Genomic DNA, 21,096 nt, shown 5'->3' with positions numbered 1-21,096 from the left:
AAATGAATGCAATCCCTCCAATCTATATCTTCAGTCATAAAGTGTAAACGGGGTTTTACACTTTGGACGGATTAATCCTGGAATAGGCCAAAAAAACGCAATAAAGTAGCGAAAAAAGAGATCCAGACTACAATTTATAACTGCAACAGCTTAAATTTTCATATATTTCAAGATTCTATGCTGGTTTTAATTTTTATAGCAAAACTTTTAACCACGTCCTGCTGATGTATTGGCACATGCACTGTTGGAAGACGTTATCCGACATCTCTATCATAACAGGAGCATAATATGCATATGACAAAGCTGACTTCACTCTTTTTGACGGCCACACTCAGCCTCGCCAGCGGCGCGGCACTGGCAGCTGACACCAACACGCAGTCGAATAACGGCCAGGCTAATTCCGCGGCAGATGCAGGTCAGGTCGCGCCAGACGCACGCGAAAACGTTGCGCCAAATAATGTCGACAACAATAACGTGAATTCGGGTGGCACGATGTTGCATCCGGACGGTTCATCAATGAACCATGAAGGAATGACCAAAGACGAGGTGCATAAAAACACCATGTGTAAGGACGGACGCTGCCCGGATGTCAATAAGAAAGTTGAAACCGGAAACGGCATCAATAATGATACCGACACCAAAACTGACGGTACTACCCAGTAACGCTGAAAATAAAGCTAATAACGGGAGAGCAATAGCTCTCCTTTTTAATTTTATCATCCCAAAAACGGTATCATGACTTACAGTAAAGGTGAGAATAACAAAGGGATGGCATAATGGCGCACTCACATACTCATACTTCTCCTGAGCAACCTAAGGACAATAATGCCCGCAGACTGCTTTTCGCATTCTGCATCACAGCCGGATTTATGCTGGTTGAAGTGGTGGGTGGGATACTTTCAGGCTCGCTGGCGTTACTGGCCGATGCCGGACATATGCTCACAGATGCCGCAGCGCTCCTGTTTGCGCTGTTGGCGGTCCAGTTTTCCAGGCGCCCGCCCACGATACGGCACACTTTCGGCTGGCTGAGACTCACAACATTAGCCGCGTTTGTTAACGCTATCGCATTGGTTGTAATCACCATTTTAATCGTCTGGGAGGCGATTGAGCGCTTCCATACGCCACGTCCCGTAGCGGGCGGCATGATGATGATCATTGCTGTCGCAGGTTTACTGGCGAACGTGCTCGCTTTTTGGGTTTTACATCGCGGCAGTGAAGAGAAAAACCTTAACGTCCGCGCCGCAGCGCTCCACGTAATGGGCGATTTGCTCGGCTCGGTTGGGGCAATCATCGCTGCGCTGATTATTATCTGGACGGGCTGGACGCCAGCGGACCCGATTCTCTCGATTCTGGTTTCCGTACTGGTACTGCGTAGCGCCTGGCGGTTATTGAAAGATAGCGTAAATGAATTACTGGAAGGCGCTCCGCTTACCTTGGATATTGCCGCATTGCAGCGCCATCTCAGCCGGGATATCCCCGAAGTTCGCAATGTGCATCATGTACACGTCTGGATGGTCGGTGAAAAACCGGTCATGACGCTGCATGTGCAGGTGGTCCCGCCGCACGATCACGACGCGCTGCTGGAGCGTATTCAACATTTCCTGATTCATCACTACCAGATTGAACACGCAACGATCCAGATGGAATATCAGCCGTGCAATGGGCCGGACTGCCACCTGTATCAGGGCGTGTCCGGCCATGCACATCATCACCATTAATGGGACAGCGCGTGGGAACCCCGCTCACGCGCGCTGTTAATCCACATCCTGCTGCCGTTCAGGGCGATAACCGTCAGGATCATATATTCCAGCGACATGGCATATACGCCTTGCAGGGCAAAGATCGCTACGCTAATGACGTTAATGATCACCCACAGCAACCAGTTTTCAACGTATTTGCGCGTCATCAGGATCATCGCCACAATCGACAACACCATCATGCAGGAATCCCAGAACGGGAATGCATCGGGTTGCAACTCTGGAGCCGCCACGCCTAATCCCAGCCCCTGCATAATGTTCACGGCAATACGTGTCAAAAATGCAAACACCGGATCGATATAGACTGACATCAGGCCAATCGCCACCACGCAAGCAGCCAACCAACCGATCGCTTTCGGTAACGGCAACCAGCGTATTTTCAGTTCAGCCTCATGCTGGTTGGTTTGCCGGGACCAGGCATACCAGCCGTAGATATTCGCGGCAAAAAAGAAAACCTGCAGCAACAGGCTGGCATAGAGCTGGATCTGAAAGAAGATAATCGCAAACAGCGTGACGTTTATCAGCCCGAAAAAATAATTACTGATTTTCTCAAGGCTCGCCAGGCCAATACACAATAACCCGGCGATCGTCCCCACGGCTTCGATCCACGACAGATCGTAACCGCCCGCACCAATCGGAATATGTACCAGAATGTTCTGCGTGCTAAAAAAGTCCATCTTTTCCCCCAGAGCAAATAAATTAATTAAGCTCGAAGTGTAGCCGCAAATTCCAACATGCGGTTTAACGGCAGCAATGCACCTTCTCGCAGCGCCGCATCTACATGTATTTCATGAGCCGCTCCCCCCTGCTCCAGCCCCTCAGCAATCGCCTTGAGGCCGTTCATCGCCATCCACGGACAATGCGCGCAGCTGCGACAGGTTGCCCCTTCGCCCGCCGTTGGCGCTTCAAGCAACTCTTTATCCGGAACCGCTTGCTGCATTTTGTAAAAAATACCCCGGTCTGTCGCGACTATCAGCTGCTGATGCGGTAACGATTTAGCTGCGTTGATTAACTGGCTGGTTGACCCGACCGCATCGGCCATATCAACGATGGACTGAGGGGACTCCGGGTGCACCAGCACGGCGGCATCGGGGTAAAGCCCCTTCATACGCGTTAATGCCTGGGTTTTAAACTCGTCGTGGACGATACAGGCTCCCTGCCAACAGAGCACATCTGCACCGGTCTGTTTTTGCACGTAGTTGCCCAGATGTCTGTCCGGGGCCCAGATGATTTTTTCACCTAAACTATCAAGATGCTCAATAAGTTCAACCGCAATACTGGAGGTCACAACCCAATCGGCACGCGCTTTAACTGCCGCTGAGGTATTGGCGTAAACCACCACGGTGCGGTCCGGATGCGCGTCGCAAAATGCGCTGAACGCGTCAATCGGACAACCCAGATCTAATGAACATTCCGCCTCCAGGGTTGGCATCAGGATGGTCTTTTCCGGGCTGAGAATTTTGGCGGTTTCTCCCATAAACCTCACGCCCGCAACCAACAGCGTAGAAGCGGGATGTTTTGAGCCGAACCGCGCCATCTCCAGAGAATCAGAAATACAGCCGCCGGTCTCTTCGGCCAACTGTTGGATTTCAGGATCGGTGTAATAGTGCGCGACCATAACAGCATCACGCTCTTTCAGCAGGCGCTTGATTTTTTCACGGTAAAATTGTTTTTCATCCGCACTCAGCGGTGCTGGCTTCGGCGGAAACGGATAAATTGCAGCTTCGGGATCAAATATCACGCTCATCTTGCTTTCTCGTTTTACTGGCTTAACGAAATAACCGATTAAAAGCGTGATGAACGCCATATTCGGTTTGATTTGTTTTATATGCTAAACAAGATAGCGGATTAGCGCAGAAAAGTCACAATAATTGCGTGTGATGAGTGCCGGATGGCGACTGGCGTCTTATCCGGCCTACGCGAGCAATGCGTCTGTAGGACTGATAAGCGAAGTGCATCAGGTAAGCAGGTTCGAATCTTCCATATCGCAGATAGCAAAAAGGCGCCTTTAGGGCGCCTTTTTACACTGGTGGGGCGTGCAGGATTCGAACCTGCGACCAATTGATTAAAAGTCAACTGCTCTACCAACTGAGCTAACGCCCCCATATGGCGGTTTACTTCTTTATACTTTCAGGATGGTGGGTCGTGCAGGATTCGAACCTGCGACCAATTGATTAAAAGTCAACTGCTCTACCAACTGAGCTAACGACCCGCTCGGGTATAACCTGAAAATTTTCACTCGGTGCCACCAATAAATTGGTGGGGCGTGCAGGATTCGAACCTGCGACCAATTGATTAAAAGTCAACTGCTCTACCAACTGAGCTAACGCCCCGAGTGGTGGGTGATGACGGGATCGAACCGCCGACCCCCTCCTTGTAAGGGAGGTGCTCTCCCAGCTGAGCTAATCACCCGATACTACGCTGGATACTACTTACTAACTGAGTTAGTGGTGGGTCGTGCAGGATGACTCGACTTCGTCTCGCCCTACGGGCCGTTGCTTGCGCAACGTTATCCTTCACGTTTTACTATCGCGTTCCACCAGAACGATTGGTGGGTCGTGCAGGATTCGAACCTGCGACCAATTGATTAAAAGTCAACTGCTCTACCAACTGAGCTAACGACCCACTTTTTTCGCCGCTTTCAGGCTGTTTGATATCCCTTGGCAACGGCGGCATATATTACTGATTTCAGATTTTAGCGCAACAAAAATTTCGAGGTAAATAACTCAACTGCTTAGGAATCACACGACGCGACCAGAAATAACACGATTTCTGGTCGCATGGTGTGCATTACATTGCGCCAAGACGTTTTTGGGCTTGTTTCGCGCCATCAGTGCCAGGATATTTAGTGATAACCTGCTGATAAACGGCTTTAGCTTTTGCTGTGTCACCCTTGTCCTGCATGATGACGCCGACTTTATACATCGCGTCTGCAGCCTTAGGTGATTTCGGGAAGTTTTTAACTACCGAAGCGAAATAGAACGCGGCATCATCTTTTTTACCCTTGTTGTAATTCAACTGACCCAGCCAATAATTGGCATTTGGCAGGTAAGTAGAATCCGGGTACTTTTTGATGAAGTTCTGAAATGCTTCAATCGCGTCATCCTGGCGGGATTTATCCTGCACCAGGGCGATTGCTGCATTGTAATCGGTATTCGCATCGCCAGTTTGCGCCGGAGCCCCTGACGTTGCCGCAGCCCCCGCATCAGGCGTAGGGGTCGTCGCCCCGCTCTGATCCCCAGCCGCAGACTGCGCCGCAGGCGCGCTACCGCTGCCAAGATTATTCATCTGCAGCAATATCTGCTTCTGACGTTCAACAACCTGATTCAGTTGATACTGATTTTCCTGAATTTGACCACGCAGGGAATCGATATCGGACTGATTATCGGAGAGTTGTTGCTGGAGTTGGGTTAAAAGCTGACTGTGAGCGTTAGAAATACGCTCGAGTTGAGTGACGCGGTCTTCGACCGAGCCTGAGCCGACACTACTGATTGGCGCCTGAGCAAAAGCGGCCCAGGGGGCCGCTATGCCAACCAGTAACGACAGACTCATTAAATGATGTCTGAAGTTACTGCTCATGCAATTCTCTTAGTAAACCAGTACGGCACGACGGTTTTTGGAGTAAGCCGCTTCGTCATGACCCAGTACTGCAGGTTTTTCTTTACCGTAAGAAACGATGGAGATCTGGTCAGCAGAAACGCCTTTACCCTGCAGGTACATCTTAACGGCGTTTGCACGACGCTCACCCAGGGAAATGTTGTACTCAGGAGTACCACGTTCGTCCGCATGACCTTCTACGGTGACTTTGTAAGACGGGTTGCTACGCAGGAAGTTAGCGTGAGCATCCAGCATTGCAGCGAAGTCAGAACGGATATCGTACTTGTCCAGATCGAAGTAAACGATGTTGTTCTGCTGCAGCTGCTGCATCTGAAGACGCGCTTGCTCTTCAGAAGACATGTTGCCGCTGCCGTTTGCATCCATACCAGTGCCGGCACCCAGCATGCCTTCGCTGCCGTCATTGCTGGCGTTCTTGTTAGAAGAACACGCCGCAATAGCCATAACAGGCAGAGCAATCATCAGCCCTTTCAGCACTTTGTTCAGTTGCATTTCAATGATTCCTTTATTAATCAATTATTTATTATCACAGATACGGCGACCAGGCAGGGAATTTAACCTGACCATCAGTTGCCGGAAGACGCGCTTTGAAACGCCCATCTGTAGAAACCAAATTCAGCACGGATCCCATCCCCTGAGAAGAGCTGTAGATTACCATAGTGCCGTTAGGTGCCAGACTTGGCGTTTCGTCCAGGAACGTTGACGACAGAACTTGTACGCCACCCGCTACCAGATCTTGTTTGGCAATGTGTTGCTGACCGTTAGCCGAGCTTACCATTACCATAAATTTACCGTCGCTGCTCACATCCGCATCCTGGTTTTGCGAACCTTCCCAGGTAATACGCTGCGGAGCACCGCCGTTGACATTAACTTTGTATACCTGCGGACGACCGGCCTGGTCAGACGTAAAGGCCAGATTCTGGCTGTCCGGGAACCAGGTTGGTTCCGTGTTGTTGCTGCGACCATCCGTCACCTGACGGATTTGACCAGAACCAATGTCCATGACGTACAGGTTCAGGCTACCGGTTTTAGACAGGGCAAACGCCAGTTTGCTGCCATCCGGAGAAAACGCAGGTGCGCCGTTGTGACGCGGGAAAGAAGCAACCTGACGAACAGCGCCGTTAGACAACGTCTGAATAACCAGCGCAGAACGGCCGCTTTCGAAGGTCACGTAAGCCAGTTTAGAACCGTCCGGTGACCACGCCGGAGACATCAGCGGCTGCGGAGAACGGTGTACCACGAACTGGTTGTAGCCATCGTAGTCGGATACGCGTAATTCGTACGGGAACTGACCGCCGTTGGTCTGAACAACATACGCGATACGGGTACGGAATGCGCCCTTAATACCGGTCAGTTTTTCAAACACTTCATCACTGGCAGTATGACCTGCATAACGCAGCCATTGCTTGTTCACTTTATAGGTGTTCTGCGCCAGTACGGTACCCGGCGCACCGCCGGTATCAACCAGCTGATAAGCCACGCTGTAGGAACCATCCGGATTCGGCGTTACCTGCCCGACCACGACGGCATCAATACCCAGCGCAGACCATGCAGCAGGTTGAACTTCCGCCGCGGTGCCCGGCTGCTGTGGCAGACGAGAACGGTCTAATGGGTTAAATTTACCGCTGTTACGCAGGTCAGCGCCTACGATACCACCGATATCTTCAGGTGCAGCACCCGGCCCTGCCCACTGGAATGGGACAACGCCAATCGGGCGTGCCGAGTCCACCCCCTGGGTGATCTCGATACGTACTTCTGCATGCAGCACTGCTGCCCACAGCATCAGAAAACCAAATGCTACTCGTAATGCCTGCTTCATCATATCTCCCTTATCTGGACGGAACGCCCACGATAATTTAGCAGAATGTTAACAAACTCAAATACACAAAACTACCAGAACTCTGTCTCAACCTTAGACTGTTTCCCCCGATTTCTCAGGGGTTGTTATTACAGTTTAAAGTCCAGTTTGGCATCTTTTACTTTTTCATAAACAGCCTGGCTAGGCGGTTTAGGAATTCTGGCTGTTTTCGCAGCCGTCAGCGCAGCCTGGCACAATGCCGGATCGCCGCCCTCTTCGGTCACATCCAGTAACAGACCATCGGGAGCTAACTTAATATGTAGTACGCAAGATTTACCCGCGTACAAATCAGCACCATACAGACGGCTCTGGATCGCATTACGAATTTGAGAGGCGTAAGCACTGATGTCAGCGCCAGATGCGCCGCCATTTGCACCACTTGTACCACTATCTTTCGCCGGTTGACCGTTTCCTTTCGCTCCACCACCTGATTTCGGCGCATTCTTACCGGAGCTTAAGTCACCCAACAGGTCATCAACGCCCGAGGCAGCAGCGGCCTTCTCAGCAGCCGCTTTTTTCGCTGCAGCGGCTTTATCTGCCGCGGCTTTCTTATCAGCAGCAGCTTTATCGGCAGCAGCTTTCTTGTCTGCAGCGGCTTTTTCCGCAGCGGCTTTCTTATCAGCCGCCGCTTTTTCAGCGGCAGCAGCTTTGGCGGCAGCGGCTTTTTCTGCTTTTTCGGCGGCAGCTTTTTCTGCTGCAGCTTGCTTAGCGGCTTCAGCCTGGGCTTTCTTCGCGGCGTCTGCGGCAGCCTTAGCTGCTTGTGCTTCGGCAACTTTCTTCGCATCAGCGGCGGCTTTAGCGGCTTCAGCCTCAGCTTTTTTCTGTGCGTCCGCAGCGGCTTTCTTCGCGGCATCTGCCGCTTGTTTCGCCTGCGCATCCGCCTTGGCCTTCGCGTCTGCAGCAGCCTTCGCCGCAGCTTCTTCAGCCTGTTTCTGTTGCTCTTGCGCTTTCGCGGCGGCAGCTTCAGCCTGTTTCTGCTGTTCCGCCTGCTCACGCACTTTTTCCTGCGCGGCTAAACGTTCTTTTTCCAGCTGCTTCAGGCGCTCTTGCTCAGCCGCCTGCTTCTCGCGAAGTTCCTCAGCTTGCTGCTGCGCCTGTTTTTCACGCTGCTCTTCTGCACGTTTCGCACTTGCCTGCTGTTGCTGCTGCCTGTCGTACTGTTGCACAACGGCGCCAGGATCAACCATAACGGCGTCGATGGACGAACCGCCACCGCCGCCGGCTGAAGCATCAATGTGCTCATCGAACGAACTCCAGATCAGCGCTGCAAATAAAATGACATGCAGCACCGCTGAAATAATTATCGCCCTTTTGAGCTTGTCGTTTTGTTCGGTTGCCTTTGACACTCTCGGTTCCCAAAAAACTGTTCGCCTGTTACGCGCTATCTTTCAAGCCAGCAATACGCAGACATCAGATTGGCTGCGTCATCAAGCCAACCGATTTTACGCCTGCACTGTGTAACAAGTTCAGCGCTTTAATTATTTCATCATAAGGCACGTCTTTCGCACCACCGATTAAAAAGACCGTTTTCGGATTGGTCTGCAGGCGGCTTTTCGCTTCCGCGATAACCTGCTCCGGCGGCAGTTGATCCATACGATCTTTTTCAACCACCACGCTGTATTGCCCAATGCCGGAAACTTCAATAATGACCGGCGGTTCGTCGTTACTGCTGACGGCTTGCGATTCGGTCGCATCCGGCAGATCGACTTCCACACTCTGGGTAATGATCGGCGCGGTTGCCATAAAGATCAGCAGCAGCACCAACAGTACGTCGAGCAGCGGTACAATATTGATTTCGGACTTAAGTTCGCGACGACCTCGTCCACGCGTTCTGGCCATGGCTTACCCCTTGTTGCTCTCGCTAACGGTAAACGCCTGGCGGTGCAGAATCGCGGTGAACTCTTCCATAAAGTTGTCGTAATTCAGCTCCAGCTTGTTCACGCGCTGATTCAGTCGGTTGTAAGCCATAACCGCCGGGATTGCCGCAAACAGACCGATAGCCGTTGCAATCAGCGCTTCCGCGATACCCGGTGCGACCATTTGCAGCGTTGCCTGTTTTACCGCGCCCAGCGCGATAAACGCGTGCATGATCCCCCAAACGGTACCGAACAGACCGATATACGGGCTGATGGAGCCGACGGTGCCGAGGAATGGAATATGCGTTTCCAGCGTTTCCAGTTCACGGTTCATCGAGATTCGCATCGCACGAGATGCCCCCTCAACGACCGCTTCCGGCGCATGGCTATTTGCCCTGTGCAAACGCGCAAATTCTTTGAATCCGCTATAGAAAATTTGTTCCGACCCCGCCAAATTATCACGACGCCCCTGACTTTCCTGATACAGGCGTGACAACTCAATACCAGACCAGAACTTGTCTTCAAATGCTTCTGCTTCACGTGAAGCGGCATTCAGAATACGGGTCCGCTGGATAATAATGGCCCAGGATGCGATTGAGAAACCAATCAAAATCAACATGATAAGTTTAACCAGAAGGCTTGCCTTCAGGAACAAATCAAGGATATTCATGTCAGTCACTGCTTAAACTCCGCGACAATAGACTTGGGAAGCGCACGAGGCTTCATTTTGAGTGGATCAACGCAAACAATCAGAACTTCGGCTTCATTCAGCACGGTGTTCTCTGCGTTGACAATGCGTTGCGTGAAAACCAATGAGGTGCCACGCATTGACGTAATTTCGGTTTGGACTTCGAGCATATCGTCGAGCCGCGCAGGCGCAAAATACTCAAGAGTCATCTTGCGCACCACAAAGGCTACGCGCTCTGCCAGCAGCACCTGCTGACTGAAGTGATGATGACGCAGCATCTCTGTGCGTGCTCTTTCATAAAAAGCGACGTAGCTGGCGTGGTAAACCACCCCACCGGCATCGGTGTCTTCATAGTAGACACGAACCGGCCATCGAAACATATACTTATTCATTCTTACTGCCTCTTTGTTGGCTTCGTCCACTCACACCCGTTGCTTACCCTGGTAAGCGCCTGGTGACTCGCGTTTTTGCCGCCGCGATGCTTCAAGAATGTCGTTGTATATCGCGCTGTCTTCACTGTACATCCCGGTAATGCAACAAAAGGTTAGTGCTTTCAAACTTCGCTACTATACGCGCGGGAATGGTGCTTTGGAATGGGGGAAAGTAAACGGAGAGTAAAAAATTATGGGCTTATGCAAGCCCATAAATATTTAAGGATGTTTCTTATTCAAAAGAAGAAGAAAATCAGACCAACAACGAGGACGATATCCGCGATCAGCGGGCAGAAAATGCCCTGCCAGTGCACCGCGCGAGGACGGAAGCCAACGCCGTGAATGATGCCAGCGCAGACAGCCCACATCAGTAGAAAACCATGCCAGATTTCAAGCTCACTGGTTTTGGCCGCGAAACGTGACGGGTCCCAGAATATGCAGCCAGCCAACACGATTGCCAGCACAAAGGAAAGCGCCCGCAAGGGGCGCTTGTCCATTACCGCATATACCATCGCGATAAGCTTGGTCATCAGCTTTCTTCTTGTCCGGCTTTGCCTGATTCAACGTGCTCAAGCGCCAGGGCTGTGATTATCCCAAATGCACAGGCAAGAAGCGTTCCCAAAATCCATGCGAAATACCACATATTTAGCTCCTTACTTAGTACAGAGAGTGGGTATTACTTTCAATATCTTCTTTAGTGATGCGACCGAACATCTTCCAGTAACACCAGCTGGTGTACAACAGAATTATCGGTACAAACACCGCCGCGACCCAGGTCATCAGGTTCAATGTGCGCTGGCTGGAGGTGGCATCCCACATAGTCAGACTTGCGTTCATCATGGTGCTGGATGGCATCACAAACGGGAACATTGCGATACCGGCAGTCAGGATGATGCAGGCTAACGTCAGTGAAGAGAAGACGAATGCCCATGCTCCTTTCTCCATACGAGAAGTCAGGATGGTCAACAGCGGCAGAACGACGCCCAGCGCAGGAACCAGCCACAGGACAGGTGCATTATTAAAGTTCACCATCCATGCGCCAGCTACGCGCGCCACTTCTTTAGTCAGCGGGTTAGAGGCAGCGTGATGATCCAGTGCAGAGGTCACAACATAACCGTCAATACCGTAAATCACCCACACACCCGCCAGCGCGAAGCAGACCAGAGTCACCAGCGCAGCAACCTGTGACGTTGCACGTGCGCGCAGATGCAGTTCACCTACCGTACGCATCTGCAGATAGGTTGCGCCCTGAGTGATGATCATCCCTACGCTCACGATACCTGCCAGCAGACCAAACGGATTCAGCAGTTGGAAGAAGTTACCGGTGTAGTACAGACGCATATATTCATCAACATGGAACGGAACCCCTTGCAGCAGGTTGCCGAACGCCACACCAATAACCAGCGGCGGAACGAAGCTACCAATGAAGATGCCCCAGTCCCACATATTGCGCCAGCGCATGTCTTCAATCTTAGAGCGGTAATCAAAACCGACCGGACGGAAAAACAACGACGCCAGTACCAGGATCATCGCCACATAGAAGCCGGAGAACGCAGCGGCATACACCATCGGCCAGGCAGCAAACAGTGCGCCACCCGCGGTGATGAGCCAAACCTGGTTACCGTCCCAGTGTGGGGCGATGGAGTTAATCATAATTCGACGCTCGGTATCATTACGACCGAGGAAACGGGTGAGCATGCCCACCCCCATGTCGAAGCCATCAGTGACCGCAAAACCAATCAGCAGAATGCCAACCAGTAGCCACCAGATAAAACGCAATACTTCATAATCGATCATTTGACGACTCCTGTCTTAGCGTGCCGGCTGAGAAGTCACAGTGGACTGCTCGTAGTGATAACGACCGGTTTTCAGGCTACTCGGACCAAGGCGTGCGAACTTGAACATCAGATACAGTTCAGCGACCAGGAACAGGGTATACAGGCCGCAAATCAACAGCATCGAGAAGATGAGGTCGCCAGCGGTCAGTGAAGAGTTCGCCACGGCAGTCGGTAACACTTCACCAATCGCCCACGGTTGACGGCCGTACTCTGCGACAAACCAACCGGATTCAATAGCAATCCACGGTAACGGAATCGCATACAGCGCGGTGCGCAGCAGCCATTTTTTCTCACCGATACGGTTACGAATCACGGTCCAGAAGGACACTGCGATGATAGCCAGCATCAGAATGCCGCACGCCACCATGATACGGAAAGCGAAGTACAACGGCGCAACGCGAGGAATAGAATCTTTCGTTGCCTGTTGAATTTGCGCTTCGGTCGCGTCGGTGACGTTATCCGTATAGCGTTTCAGCAGCAGACCGTAACCCAGATCTTTCTTCATGCTGTTGAACTGGTCACGAACGGCCTGATCGGTTGTACCGGCACGCAGCTCTTCCAGCAGTTGATACGCTTTCATCCCGTTACGGATACGCTCTTCGTGCTGCACCATCAGGTCTTTCAGACCGATAACCGGTGTATCAACAGAGCGGGTGGCAATGATGCCCAGCGCATAAGGAATTTGAATCGCAAAATGGTTTTCCTGCGCATCCTGATCAGGAATACCGAACAGCGTAAAGGAAGCCGGTGCAGGCTGAGTTTCCCATTCTGCTTCGATGGCAGCGAGTTTGGTTTTCTGCACGTCGCCCATTTCGTAACCGGATTCATCACCCAGAACAATAACGGAGAGGATAGCAGCCATACCAAAACTGGCAGCGATAGCAAAAGAACGTTTAGCAAACGCGAAGTCACGACCGCGCAGCATATAGTAGGAGCTGATACCCAGAACGAACATCGCGCCGCAAACATAACCCGATGCCACAGTGTGAACAAATTTCACCTGAGCAACCGGGTTGAGCACCAGTTCGGAGAAGCTCAGCATCTCCATACGCATGGTTTCGAAGTTGAAATCCGCCGCGATTGGGTTTTGCATCCAGCCGTTAGCAACCAGAATCCACAGTGCGGACAGGTTAGAACCCAGGGCCACCAGCCAGGTGACGCACATATGCTGGACTTTACCCAAACGGTCCCAGCCGAAGAAGAACAGACCTACAAAGGTGGATTCGAGGAAGAAGGCCATCAAACCTTCGATAGCCAGCGGCGCACCGAAAATATCCCCTACATAGTGGGAATAGTAAGACCAGTTAGTCCCGAACTGGAACTCCATGGTCAGACCGGTTGCCACACCCAGAGCGAAGTTGATACCAAACAACTTGCCCCAGAACTTGGTCATATCTTTATAAATCTGTTTGCCGGAAAGGACGTAGACCGTTTCCATAATGGCCAGCAGGAACGCCATACCGAGCGTCAGTGGCACAAACAGGAAGTGGTACATCGCGGTCAAGGCAAACTGTAAGCGCGACAGTTCGACTATATCTAACATCATGACTCCTTGCTCATCGCATGAAGACTCCGAGAGTGAACCCCGTTAGAAAGGGTCACACGCATGCCCCAATACAAATTTATCTGCTTCCTTCCGCCGCTGTTCATTCTTCTCAGTTGAAGAAAAGACAATGATGAAAGGTTACAAACATGTTAATAAAACACTCAAATTGATCCCGCAATTATATTACGCCGTAAAATCCTTACAATAAACAGGTTTTTATCGAGACAAATTTGCATTTTTCGATAGTGATCAATTTATAGCTAATTTATCACTTTCAGACCAATTTGATCTGCGGCAATTTAACCTCTTTTGGTGTGGTTTTCCAAGTTTTAAACTTTGATTTAAATCAATTTTCAATTTTGTTGTTAATGGTGTTTAACACTAAGGTGACTAGTGAACACTATGTTAACAACATGTTTTTCAATGAGTATTTGTCGTTACTACAAATGATAGAATATTTATTTAAATCTACACGGTCTTTTAACCGCTCAGGCAGACAAAATTGATAGCAGATAAAGAGTCACTATTGCTGGGTAGCTCACAGTTTTTTGTTTAGCAAGGTGTGGAATAGTTATTTCATACAATTTATTCATTTTATTTTTACTTATAATTAACACCGAGATGTAACTATCTCAACTGGAAGCGAAAACGCTCTCCGTTGACCAACGCATTGTATTAAACGTTCTGGCGCAGAACGTCCGCCTGTCACTTTTATCATCACCGTAAGTTATCGTTCACGCCACTTCTTCGCTTCTGTGGCAAAGATTAAATATGACAAAAACAATTCATTATCATTTTTATCCTAAATTTAACAAAGAAATAATTGTGACATATAAGATTAATAAATAAAAAACCGTTAGATGGTTCACAACTTATTTAGTGAGGAGATTTTATGAAATTATTAAAAGCATGACCTGAATGATGCGCACAACAAAATAAGATTTTGATCACAAACATGGCAAGTTATTTATTACGCGATTTTCTTAAAGATTAAAACCAGCACACAAACCACGACGTAACAACATGATTAAAAACACATTTTTTAAGAATGCAATATAACAATCATTTTTATCAGGATATTTTGAAAATAGATCAATTGCTTCCTTTTTCTCTTCCACAGAAACTCCAACCCTATTAAAAGGTTGTCACAATCCAAGCTCTGAATATTAGAAAAGAATTTTCACTTATTGACCATCAGCCCTACAGAGGATTACCCATGAAAAAATCTACACTTGTTATTGGCGTTATCGGTGCTGACTGCCATGCAGTAGGCAATAAAGTTCTGGATCGCGTTTTTACTGCGCATGATTTTCACGTAATCAACCTCGGGGTGATGGTGAGCCAGGATGAATATATTGATGCCGCGATTGAAACAGGCGCTGATGCCATCGTGGTGTCCTCCATCTACGGTCATGGTGACATTGACTGCCTCGGGTTACGTGAACGCTGCATCGAACGCGGACTCGGTGACATTCTGCTGTACGTCGGCGGCAACCTGGTTGTAGGCAAACATGACTTCGCCGATGTGGAAGTGAAGTTTAAAGAGATGGGATTTAATCGCGTCTTCGCCCCCAGCCACGATCTGGAAGATGTCTGCGCGCTTATCGCCAATGATATTCACCAACACAATGGCCTCGAACAGCGTTGCCTGGAAGAGGCTATCTGATGCAAACAGTTTCTGTCGATATCGGCTCGACCTGGACCAAGGCAGCCCTCTTCGCCCATGAAGGCGAGGAGTTAACCCTGGTAAACCATGTCCTGACCCCAACCACCACACATCATCTGGCAGACGGTTTTTTTGCCAGCCTGAATCAGGTGCTGAATGTTGCCGATGCTCGCCCGTTACTGAAAAGTGGTGAAGTGCAGTTGAAATACTCCTCCTCGGCCAAGGGTGGACTCGCCGTTGCAGCGATGGGGCTGGTGCCTTCCATTACGCTGGAATCGGCAAAAGTTACCGCCCATTCGGCAGGAGCGAAAATCGCGCAATATTATTCGTACAAGCTGAACCGTCATGACATACAGGAGCTGGAATCATCACCACCGGACATCCTGTTATTTACCGGCGGTACAGACGGTGGAGAAGAAAGCTACGGTCTGGCGAATGCGCGTGCGCTGGCAGACTCGAAGCTGGATTGCGCCATTATCTACGCAGGAAACCGGGACATTCAGGACGAAATACAAACGATTCTCGGGCACAAGGATCTGACCACGGTAGACAACATTCTGCCTGACCTCGATCACCCGAATCCGTTTGCCGCGCGCCAGGCGATTTGCGATGTGTTTTTGTCGCGCATTGTGAAAGGCAAAGGTCTGGACGTCATTGTCGGTGAAACAGGCGAAGAGCCAATGCCGACGCCATGGACGGTATATGAGTTAGTCAAAGCCATTAGCGATTACGACAGTGCATGGAAGGAATTCATGCTGATTGATATGGGCGGAGCCACCACGGATGTCTATTCGGCCAGCGCGAATACCCTCTCCCCCGATACCGTCCTGCATGGTGTTCCAGAGCCTTTCGTCAAACGTACCGTTGAAGGCGACCTGGGAATGCGCGTTTCCGCCGTCGTGGTGGGAGAAAGTACGCAGGATATGGTGAAAGTCATCTTCGCCCAACAGCCGCAGCGCGAGGAAGCGTTTTACCGCTACCTGCGTCATTTGGTTGGGCAGCCGGATTACCTGCCACTCAGCGAGGAGGAGAAATATTTCGACACTCTGCTGGCAGGTTTATGCGTGGGCTATGCCGCTGAGCGCCACGCGGGCACTAAAAAGCAGGTTTGCACCTGCGTGGGTAACGTGGATTTACAGATGGGTCGCGATCTCACCACCGTACGCAAAGTCGTCGGTTCAGGTGGATGGCTCTCTCGCGCCAGCCAGTTCGATATCCATAACTGGCTCAAATACAGGGAGCTGGACGACCAGGGTAAAAGAATTCTGTTACCGAACCAGTTTGAGTATTACCGCGATTCAAATGGCCTGCTCCCTCTACTGGCAAACGTCGCCAGGCTGTACCCGCAAGCCGCTGCTCGCACCAGCATTCAGTGTTTAACCCTATAAAACTTAAGGCAGCTACGAATGGAACTTCGAAATAAAAAATTGACCCATGACGAATTCATGACCGAAAGGCATCAGGTGTTGCAAACCTGGGAAACCGGCAAAGACGTTGAGAACTTCGAAGATGGCGTGAAATACCAGCAATCAATTCCAGACAAGAAGCGCTTTTCCCTCGCCCTGCTGAAGGCCGATCAGGAAGGTAAAACCCTGAGTCAGCCGCGCGCAGGCGTTGCACTAATGGACGAGCATATTGCATTGCTCAAAACGTTGCAGGAAGAGTGCGATCTTCTGCCAAGTACTATCGATGCCTATACCCGTTTGAACCGCTATGAAGAAGCCGCTGTCGGGATCCAGAAATCCATCGAAGCGGGTACTTCCAAGCTGAATGGTTTACCGGTCGTCAATCACGGGGTTGCTGCCTGCCGCCGTATGACTGAGTCACTGGAAAAACCGATCCAGGTTCGCCACGGGACGCCGGATGCGCGTCTGCTGGCAGAAATCGCCATGGCCAGTGGCTTTACCAGCTACGAAGGCGGCGGTATCTCTTACAACATCCCTTACGCCAAACGCGTCACCCTGGAAAAATCCATCCGCGACTGGCAGTACTGCGATCGTCTGATGGGTCTGTATGAAGAGAACGGTATTCGCATCAACCGCGAACCGTTTGGTCCGTTGACCGGCACCCTGATCCCACCGTTTATGTCCCATTCGGTGGCGATTATTGAAGGTCTGCTGGCGCTGGAACAGGGCGTGAAGTCAATCACCGTCGGCTATGGTCAGGTTGGTAGCCTGACGCAGGATATCGCCGCTATTCAGGCGCTGCGTGAGCTGTCCCACGAATACTTCCATAACCACGGCTTCGACGATTATGAACTGAGCACCGTTTTCCACCAGTGGATGGGCGGCTTCCCGGAAGATGAAGCGAAAGCCTTCTCTGTTATCGCCTGGGGTGCAGCGGTTGCCGGTATGTCGGGCGCAACAAAAGTGATCACCAAAAGCCCGCACGAAGCGTTCGGTATCCCAACAGCGGCCGCTAACGCTCAAGGCCTTAAAGCGTCACGCCAGATGCTCAACATGGTCAGCGACCAGAAATTCCCGCAGTGCGCAGCCGTGGAACAGGAAGTCGAGCTGATCAAGAGCGAAGTCCGCGCGGTGCTGAAAAAAGTCTTTGAACTCGGCAATGGCGACATTGCGCGCGGTACGGTGCTGGCCTTTGAAGCAGGCGTGCTGGATGTGCCTTTCGCCCCTGCCGCCTGTAACGCCGGGAAGATCCTGCCGGTGCGCGATAACACAGGCGCCATCCGTATTCTCGAAGCCGGCGCCGTTCCGCTGCCGAAAGATATTCTCGCCCTGCACCATGACTACGTCGCAGAGCGCGCCCATTTCGAAGGCCGCAAACCTTCTTTCCAGATGGTCATTGATGACATCAACGCCGTATCCCACAGTAAATTAATAGGAAGACCATAATGAAAATTAAACAGGCCCTTTTCACCGCTGGCTACTCCTCATTTTATTTTGACGATCAGCAGGCCATCAAAAACGGTGCCGGTCATGACGGGTTTATCTATACCGGCGATCCGGTAACGCCTGGCTTTACCTCTGTTCGCCAGGCGGGTGAATGCGTTTCTGTACAGTTGGTTCTGGAAAACGGCGCAGTAGCGGTAGGCGATTGTGCAGCGGTGCAATATTCAGGCGCAGGCGGTCGTGACCCACTGTTCCTGGCTGAAAACTTCATTCCGTTCCTCAACGATCACATTAAACCGCTGCTGGAAGGCCGTGACGTGGATGCCTTCTTGCCAAATGCCCGCTTCTTTGATCAGTTGCGTATCGACGGCCATCTGCTGCATACCGCAGTCCGCTATGGTCTGTCTCAGGCGCTGCTCGACGCGGCCGCACTGGCGACCGGTCGTCTGAAAACTGAAGTGGTGTGCGACGAGTGGCAACTGCCGTGCGTCCCGGAAGCCATTCCATTATTTGGTCAGAGCGGTGATGACCGTTATATCGCCGTCGACAAGATGATCCTCAAAGGCGTGGACGTTCTGCCGCATGCGTTGATCAACAACGTGGAAGAGAAGCTGGGCTTTAAAGGTGAAAAACTGCGTGAGTATGTGCGCTGGTTGTCTAATCGCATCTTAAGCCTGCGCACCAGCGAGCGTTATCACCCGACGCTGCACATTGATGTCTATGGCACTATCGGTCTGATCTTCGATATGGATCCGGTGCGCTGCGCTGAATACATCGCCAGCCTGGAACCGGAAGCTCAGGGCCTGCCGCTGTACATTGAAGGTCCGGTGGATGCCGGTAACAAGCCGGATCAGATCCGCATGTTAACCGCCATTACCAAAGAGCTGACCCGTCTGGGTTCCGGCGTGAAAATCGTTGCGGATGAGTGGTGTAACACCTATCAGGACATCGTGGACTTCACCGACGCGGGCAGTTGCCACATGGTGCAGATCAAAACCCCAGATCTGGGCGGTATTCATAACATCGTTGATGCGGTGCTGTATTGCAACAAACACGCGATGGAAGCCTATCAGGGCGGTACCTGTAACGAAACGGAAATCAGTGCTCGCACCTGCGTACACGTCGCGCTGGCCGCGCGTCCTATGCGCATGTTGGTCAAACCAGGTATGGGCTTCGATGAAGGTCTCAACATCGTGTTTAACGAAATGAACCGCACCATCGCGCTGTTGCAAACTAAGGATTAAGAGATGGCACGCACATTTAAGATCTTATCGCCTACGGCTATCCTGGGTTATGGCTTCCCGGAAGAAAGTTTTCGTAAAGCCATGGAAGAGTCACCGGATCTTATTGCTGTTGACGCAGGTTCCTCCGATCCAGGCCCCCACTACCTGGGGGCGGGTAAACCGTTTACCGACAGAGCCGGTGTGAAACGCGATCTGCGCTATATGATCGTGGCAGGCGTTAAGAACAACATCCCGGTAGTGATTGGCACGGCCGGTGGTTCAGGTGCCGCTCCGCATCTGGAGTGGTGTCGCCAGATAATCCATGAGATTGCCCAGGAGGAAAAACTGTCCTTCTCCATGGCGCTCATCCCGTCTGATGTCGACAAAGAAATCGTTCATCAGGCGCTGGATAACGGCAAAATCACCGCGCTCGATTTTGTGCCTGAACTGACTCACGAGGCAATTGAAGACAGCACCTACATTGTCGCGCAGATGGGCGTCGAGCCTTTCCAGCGTGCGCTGAAAGCCGGTGCGCAGGTGGTACTGGGCGGACGTGCTTACGATCCGGCCTGCTTCGCCGCGCTGCCGATTATGCAGGGCTTTGATGAAGGTCTGGCGCTTCATTGCGGTAAGATCCTTGAGTGTGCCGCCATTGCCGCCACCCCAGGCTCTGGCTCAGATTGTGCGATGGGGATTATTGACGACAACGGCTTTACGCTGAAGGCGTTCAATCCCAAGCGTAAGTTCACAGAAACTTCCGCGGCGGCGCACACCCTGTATGAGAAGTCCGATCCGTACTTCCTGCCAGGGCCGGGCGGTGTGCTGAACCTGAAAGCATGCACCTTCACCCAGGTTAACGACGGCGAAGTGTATGTCAGCGGTTCGCGTCATGAAGAAACGCCGTATGCGTTGAAACTGGAAGGCGCACGCCAGGTTGGCTTCCGCTGCCTGACCATCGCCGGAACGCGCGACCCGATCATGATTGCCGGAATTGACGCCATTCTCGAAGAGGTACAGGCCAGCGTTAAGCGTAACCTCTCGCTGAATGACGACAGTATCCGTATGACCTTCCATCTGTACGGTAAGAACGGTGTGATGGGCAACCATGAACCGATGAAAACCGCCGGTCATGAGCTGGGGATTTTACTGGACGTCGTCGCGCCGACGCAGGATATCGCCAACAGCGTTTGCTCGCTGGTGCGCTCTACCCTGCTGCACTACGGCTATGAAAATCGCATTGCGACCGCAGGCAACCTCGCCTTCCCGTTCTCGCCATCCGATATTCAGAGTGGACCAGTGTATGAGTTCTCGATCTATCACCTGATTGAAGCGAGCGATGCGCTGCGTTTTGATTTCCACATTGAACAGGTGACGCCAGAAGGAGTTCAGGCATGAAACACTCAATTTGTTCACTGGCGCAAGTCATTCGTTCCAAAAACGCCGGACCGTACGAACTGGTTTTAGATATTTTATTTAAAACCCGTGAAGATTATCAGCGAGTGAAGCGTTCAGAACAATTAACGCCACAGCTTATTGCCGGTTTATATAACGTTGAGCCTGACTTTATTCATAATATTGTCTGGTTTGACCCGGCGAATGCCGTAAAAATTGTCATGCCGCGCGATATTATCTCCGGCAATGTCGGTGACAATGATGTTTATGGTGCGCAGCAACACGCGCCATTATTAAGTATTGAGTTCGACTTGTAATACAAAACACAATAACAACCATTGGAGCACAGAATTCAGCTGTATCACAGTGCTTCGAAT

Annotated in this window: 22 protein-coding genes and 5 tRNA genes; 8 read left to right on the top strand and 19 right to left on the bottom strand. The window is 51.2% G+C overall.

Going from position 1 to position 21,096, the window contains the following annotated elements; translation table 11 throughout:
- Positions 1 to 288 precede the first annotated feature (288 nt).
- Positions 289 to 663, top strand: a complete 375-nt coding sequence (locus tag ACVXHP_RS00450; protein ID WP_447570659.1) for a YbgS-like family protein — start codon at positions 289 to 291, stop codon at positions 661 to 663.
- Positions 664 to 776: 113 nt separating this feature from the next.
- On the top strand, positions 777 to 1,718 hold the full coding sequence (gene zitB, locus ACVXHP_RS00445) for a CDF family zinc transporter ZitB (protein WP_304697546.1): 942 nt from the start codon (positions 777 to 779) through the stop codon (positions 1,716 to 1,718).
- On the opposite strand, the gene pnuC is transcribed toward zitB, so the two are convergent.
- The 19 genes from pnuC to ACVXHP_RS00350 form a co-directional block, all read right to left on the bottom strand.
- Positions 1,715 to 2,434 (bottom strand): nicotinamide riboside transporter PnuC, encoded by a 720-nt coding sequence (pnuC, locus tag ACVXHP_RS00440; RefSeq protein ID WP_447570658.1) that lies wholly within the window; start codon positions 2,432 to 2,434, stop codon positions 1,715 to 1,717. The two genes, zitB and pnuC, sit on opposite strands and share 4 nt — an antisense overlap.
- 26 nt (positions 2,435 to 2,460) lie before the next feature.
- On the bottom strand, positions 2,461 to 3,504 hold the full coding sequence (nadA, locus tag ACVXHP_RS00435; RefSeq protein ID WP_447570657.1) for a quinolinate synthase NadA: 1,044 nt from the start codon (positions 3,502 to 3,504) through the stop codon (positions 2,461 to 2,463).
- A gap of 280 nt (positions 3,505 to 3,784) precedes the next feature.
- Positions 3,785 to 3,860: transfer RNA gene (locus tag ACVXHP_RS00430), tRNA-Lys, on the bottom strand.
- Positions 3,861 to 3,893: 33 nt separating this feature from the next.
- Positions 3,894 to 3,969, bottom strand: a tRNA-Lys gene (locus tag ACVXHP_RS00425).
- Positions 3,970 to 4,014: 45 nt separating this feature from the next.
- Positions 4,015 to 4,090: transfer RNA gene (locus tag ACVXHP_RS00420), tRNA-Lys, on the bottom strand.
- Between the two features lie 3 nt (positions 4,091 to 4,093).
- Positions 4,094 to 4,169 (bottom strand) — tRNA-Val (locus ACVXHP_RS00415).
- 137 nt (positions 4,170 to 4,306) lie between these two features.
- Positions 4,307 to 4,382 (bottom strand) — tRNA-Lys (locus ACVXHP_RS00410).
- A 165-nt stretch (positions 4,383 to 4,547) separates the two neighbouring features.
- Positions 4,548 to 5,336, bottom strand: a complete 789-nt coding sequence (gene cpoB, locus ACVXHP_RS00405; protein WP_447570656.1) for a cell division protein CpoB — start codon at positions 5,334 to 5,336, stop codon at positions 4,548 to 4,550.
- Positions 5,337 to 5,345: 9 nt separating this feature from the next.
- Positions 5,346 to 5,864: a peptidoglycan-associated lipoprotein Pal gene (gene pal / locus ACVXHP_RS00400; protein WP_006685431.1), complete on the bottom strand. Its 519-nt coding sequence runs from the start codon at positions 5,862 to 5,864 to the stop codon at positions 5,346 to 5,348.
- A gap of 34 nt (positions 5,865 to 5,898) precedes the next feature.
- Complete coding sequence (tolB, locus tag ACVXHP_RS00395) at positions 5,899 to 7,191, bottom strand: Tol-Pal system beta propeller repeat protein TolB (protein WP_038638949.1); 1,293 nt, start codon at positions 7,189 to 7,191, stop codon at positions 5,899 to 5,901.
- A 128-nt stretch (positions 7,192 to 7,319) separates the two neighbouring features.
- Positions 7,320 to 8,576: a cell envelope integrity protein TolA gene (tolA, locus tag ACVXHP_RS00390; protein ID WP_200007219.1), complete on the bottom strand. Its 1,257-nt coding sequence runs from the start codon at positions 8,574 to 8,576 to the stop codon at positions 7,320 to 7,322.
- A 64-nt stretch (positions 8,577 to 8,640) separates the two neighbouring features.
- Positions 8,641 to 9,069: a colicin uptake protein TolR gene (gene tolR / locus ACVXHP_RS00385; RefSeq protein ID WP_003022978.1), complete on the bottom strand. Its 429-nt coding sequence runs from the start codon at positions 9,067 to 9,069 to the stop codon at positions 8,641 to 8,643.
- A 3-nt stretch (positions 9,070 to 9,072) separates the two neighbouring features.
- A complete protein-coding gene (gene tolQ, locus ACVXHP_RS00380; protein WP_003022976.1) occupies positions 9,073 to 9,765 on the bottom strand; it encodes a Tol-Pal system protein TolQ in 693 nt (230 codons plus the stop codon).
- Complete coding sequence (ybgC, locus tag ACVXHP_RS00375; RefSeq protein ID WP_003831439.1) at positions 9,762 to 10,166, bottom strand: tol-pal system-associated acyl-CoA thioesterase; 405 nt, start codon at positions 10,164 to 10,166, stop codon at positions 9,762 to 9,764. The genes tolQ and ybgC overlap by 4 nt, the downstream gene beginning before the upstream one ends.
- A gap of 275 nt (positions 10,167 to 10,441) precedes the next feature.
- A complete protein-coding gene (ybgE, locus tag ACVXHP_RS00370; RefSeq protein ID WP_200007222.1) occupies positions 10,442 to 10,735 on the bottom strand; it encodes a cyd operon protein YbgE in 294 nt (97 codons plus the stop codon).
- Positions 10,735 to 10,848, bottom strand: coding sequence for a cytochrome bd-I oxidase subunit CydX (gene cydX, locus ACVXHP_RS00365; protein WP_061381940.1), 114 nt, complete (start codon positions 10,846 to 10,848; stop codon positions 10,735 to 10,737). Before cydX ends, ybgE begins: the two co-directional genes overlap by 1 nt.
- A 14-nt stretch (positions 10,849 to 10,862) precedes the next feature.
- Complete coding sequence (gene cydB / locus ACVXHP_RS00360; RefSeq protein WP_447570655.1) at positions 10,863 to 12,002, bottom strand: cytochrome d ubiquinol oxidase subunit II; 1,140 nt, start codon at positions 12,000 to 12,002, stop codon at positions 10,863 to 10,865.
- A 15-nt stretch (positions 12,003 to 12,017) separates the two neighbouring features.
- Positions 12,018 to 13,586: a cytochrome ubiquinol oxidase subunit I gene (gene cydA, locus ACVXHP_RS00355; protein ID WP_016152309.1), complete on the bottom strand. Its 1,569-nt coding sequence runs from the start codon at positions 13,584 to 13,586 to the stop codon at positions 12,018 to 12,020.
- 986 nt (positions 13,587 to 14,572) lie between these two features.
- Positions 14,573 to 14,707: a hypothetical protein gene (locus ACVXHP_RS00350; RefSeq protein ID WP_447570654.1), complete on the bottom strand. Its 135-nt coding sequence runs from the start codon at positions 14,705 to 14,707 to the stop codon at positions 14,573 to 14,575.
- Between the two features lie 98 nt (positions 14,708 to 14,805).
- Here ACVXHP_RS00350 and glmS point away from each other — a divergent pair, with 98 nt between their 5' ends.
- The 6 genes from glmS to ACVXHP_RS00320 are packed head-to-tail and all read left to right on the top strand — an operon-like array spanning position 14,806 to position 21,036.
- Positions 14,806 to 15,255: a methylaspartate mutase subunit S gene (gene glmS, locus ACVXHP_RS00345; protein WP_038638933.1), complete on the top strand. Its 450-nt coding sequence runs from the start codon at positions 14,806 to 14,808 to the stop codon at positions 15,253 to 15,255.
- Positions 15,255 to 16,643: a methylaspartate mutase accessory protein GlmL gene (glmL, locus tag ACVXHP_RS00340; RefSeq protein ID WP_200007225.1), complete on the top strand. Its 1,389-nt coding sequence runs from the start codon at positions 15,255 to 15,257 to the stop codon at positions 16,641 to 16,643. Before glmS ends, glmL begins: the two co-directional genes overlap by 1 nt.
- An 18-nt stretch (positions 16,644 to 16,661) precedes the next feature.
- Positions 16,662 to 18,107 (top strand): methylaspartate mutase subunit E, encoded by a 1,446-nt coding sequence (locus ACVXHP_RS00335; RefSeq protein WP_200007229.1) that lies wholly within the window; start codon positions 16,662 to 16,664, stop codon positions 18,105 to 18,107.
- Positions 18,107 to 19,348, top strand: coding sequence for a methylaspartate ammonia-lyase (locus ACVXHP_RS00330; RefSeq protein ID WP_200007232.1), 1,242 nt, complete (start codon positions 18,107 to 18,109; stop codon positions 19,346 to 19,348). The genes ACVXHP_RS00335 and ACVXHP_RS00330 overlap by 1 nt, the downstream gene beginning before the upstream one ends.
- Before the next feature lie 3 nt (positions 19,349 to 19,351).
- Positions 19,352 to 20,722, top strand: a complete 1,371-nt coding sequence (locus ACVXHP_RS00325) for an acyclic terpene utilization AtuA family protein (RefSeq protein ID WP_200007234.1) — start codon at positions 19,352 to 19,354, stop codon at positions 20,720 to 20,722.
- A complete protein-coding gene (locus ACVXHP_RS00320; protein WP_048212245.1) occupies positions 20,719 to 21,036 on the top strand; it encodes a DUF4387 domain-containing protein in 318 nt (105 codons plus the stop codon). The genes ACVXHP_RS00325 and ACVXHP_RS00320 overlap by 4 nt, the downstream gene beginning before the upstream one ends.
- Positions 21,037 to 21,096 lie beyond the last annotated feature (60 nt).

The sequence above is a fragment of the Citrobacter freundii complex sp. 2025EL-00176 genome (genome assembly GCF_053309355.1).
This window is presented reverse-complemented; position numbering and strand designations above follow the sequence as displayed.

Coding starts and splice junctions, on each gene's coding strand:
- ACVXHP_RS00450 (WP_447570659.1), top strand. CDS start 289: ATGCATATGACAAAGCTGACTTCACTCTTTTTGACGGCCACACTCAGC.
- zitB (WP_304697546.1), top strand. CDS start 777: ATGGCGCACTCACATACTCATACTTCTCCTGAGCAACCTAAGGACAAT.
- pnuC (WP_447570658.1), bottom strand. CDS start 2,434: ATGGACTTTTTTAGCACGCAGAACATTCTGGTACATATTCCGATTGGT.
- nadA (WP_447570657.1), bottom strand. CDS start 3,504: ATGAGCGTGATATTTGATCCCGAAGCTGCAATTTATCCGTTTCCGCCG.
- cpoB (WP_447570656.1), bottom strand. CDS start 5,336: ATGAGCAGTAACTTCAGACATCATTTAATGAGTCTGTCGTTACTGGTT.
- pal (WP_006685431.1), bottom strand. CDS start 5,864: ATGCAACTGAACAAAGTGCTGAAAGGGCTGATGATTGCTCTGCCTGTT.
- tolB (WP_038638949.1), bottom strand. CDS start 7,191: ATGAAGCAGGCATTACGAGTAGCATTTGGTTTTCTGATGCTGTGGGCA.
- tolR (WP_003022978.1), bottom strand. CDS start 9,069: ATGGCCAGAACGCGTGGACGAGGTCGTCGCGAACTTAAGTCCGAAATC.
- ybgC (WP_003831439.1), bottom strand. CDS start 10,166: ATGAATAAGTATATGTTTCGATGGCCGGTTCGTGTCTACTATGAAGAC.
- ybgE (WP_200007222.1), bottom strand. CDS start 10,735: ATGACCAAGCTTATCGCGATGGTATATGCGGTAATGGACAAGCGCCCC.
- cydX (WP_061381940.1), bottom strand. CDS start 10,848: ATGTGGTATTTCGCATGGATTTTGGGAACGCTTCTTGCCTGTGCATTT.
- cydB (WP_447570655.1), bottom strand. CDS start 12,002: ATGATCGATTATGAAGTATTGCGTTTTATCTGGTGGCTACTGGTTGGC.
- cydA (WP_016152309.1), bottom strand. CDS start 13,586: ATGTTAGATATAGTCGAACTGTCGCGCTTACAGTTTGCCTTGACCGCG.
- glmS (WP_038638933.1), top strand. CDS start 14,806: ATGAAAAAATCTACACTTGTTATTGGCGTTATCGGTGCTGACTGCCAT.
- glmL (WP_200007225.1), top strand. CDS start 15,255: ATGCAAACAGTTTCTGTCGATATCGGCTCGACCTGGACCAAGGCAGCC.
- ACVXHP_RS00335 (WP_200007229.1), top strand. CDS start 16,662: ATGGAACTTCGAAATAAAAAATTGACCCATGACGAATTCATGACCGAA.
- ACVXHP_RS00330 (WP_200007232.1), top strand. CDS start 18,107: ATGAAAATTAAACAGGCCCTTTTCACCGCTGGCTACTCCTCATTTTAT.
- ACVXHP_RS00325 (WP_200007234.1), top strand. CDS start 19,352: ATGGCACGCACATTTAAGATCTTATCGCCTACGGCTATCCTGGGTTAT.
- ACVXHP_RS00320 (WP_048212245.1), top strand. CDS start 20,719: ATGAAACACTCAATTTGTTCACTGGCGCAAGTCATTCGTTCCAAAAAC.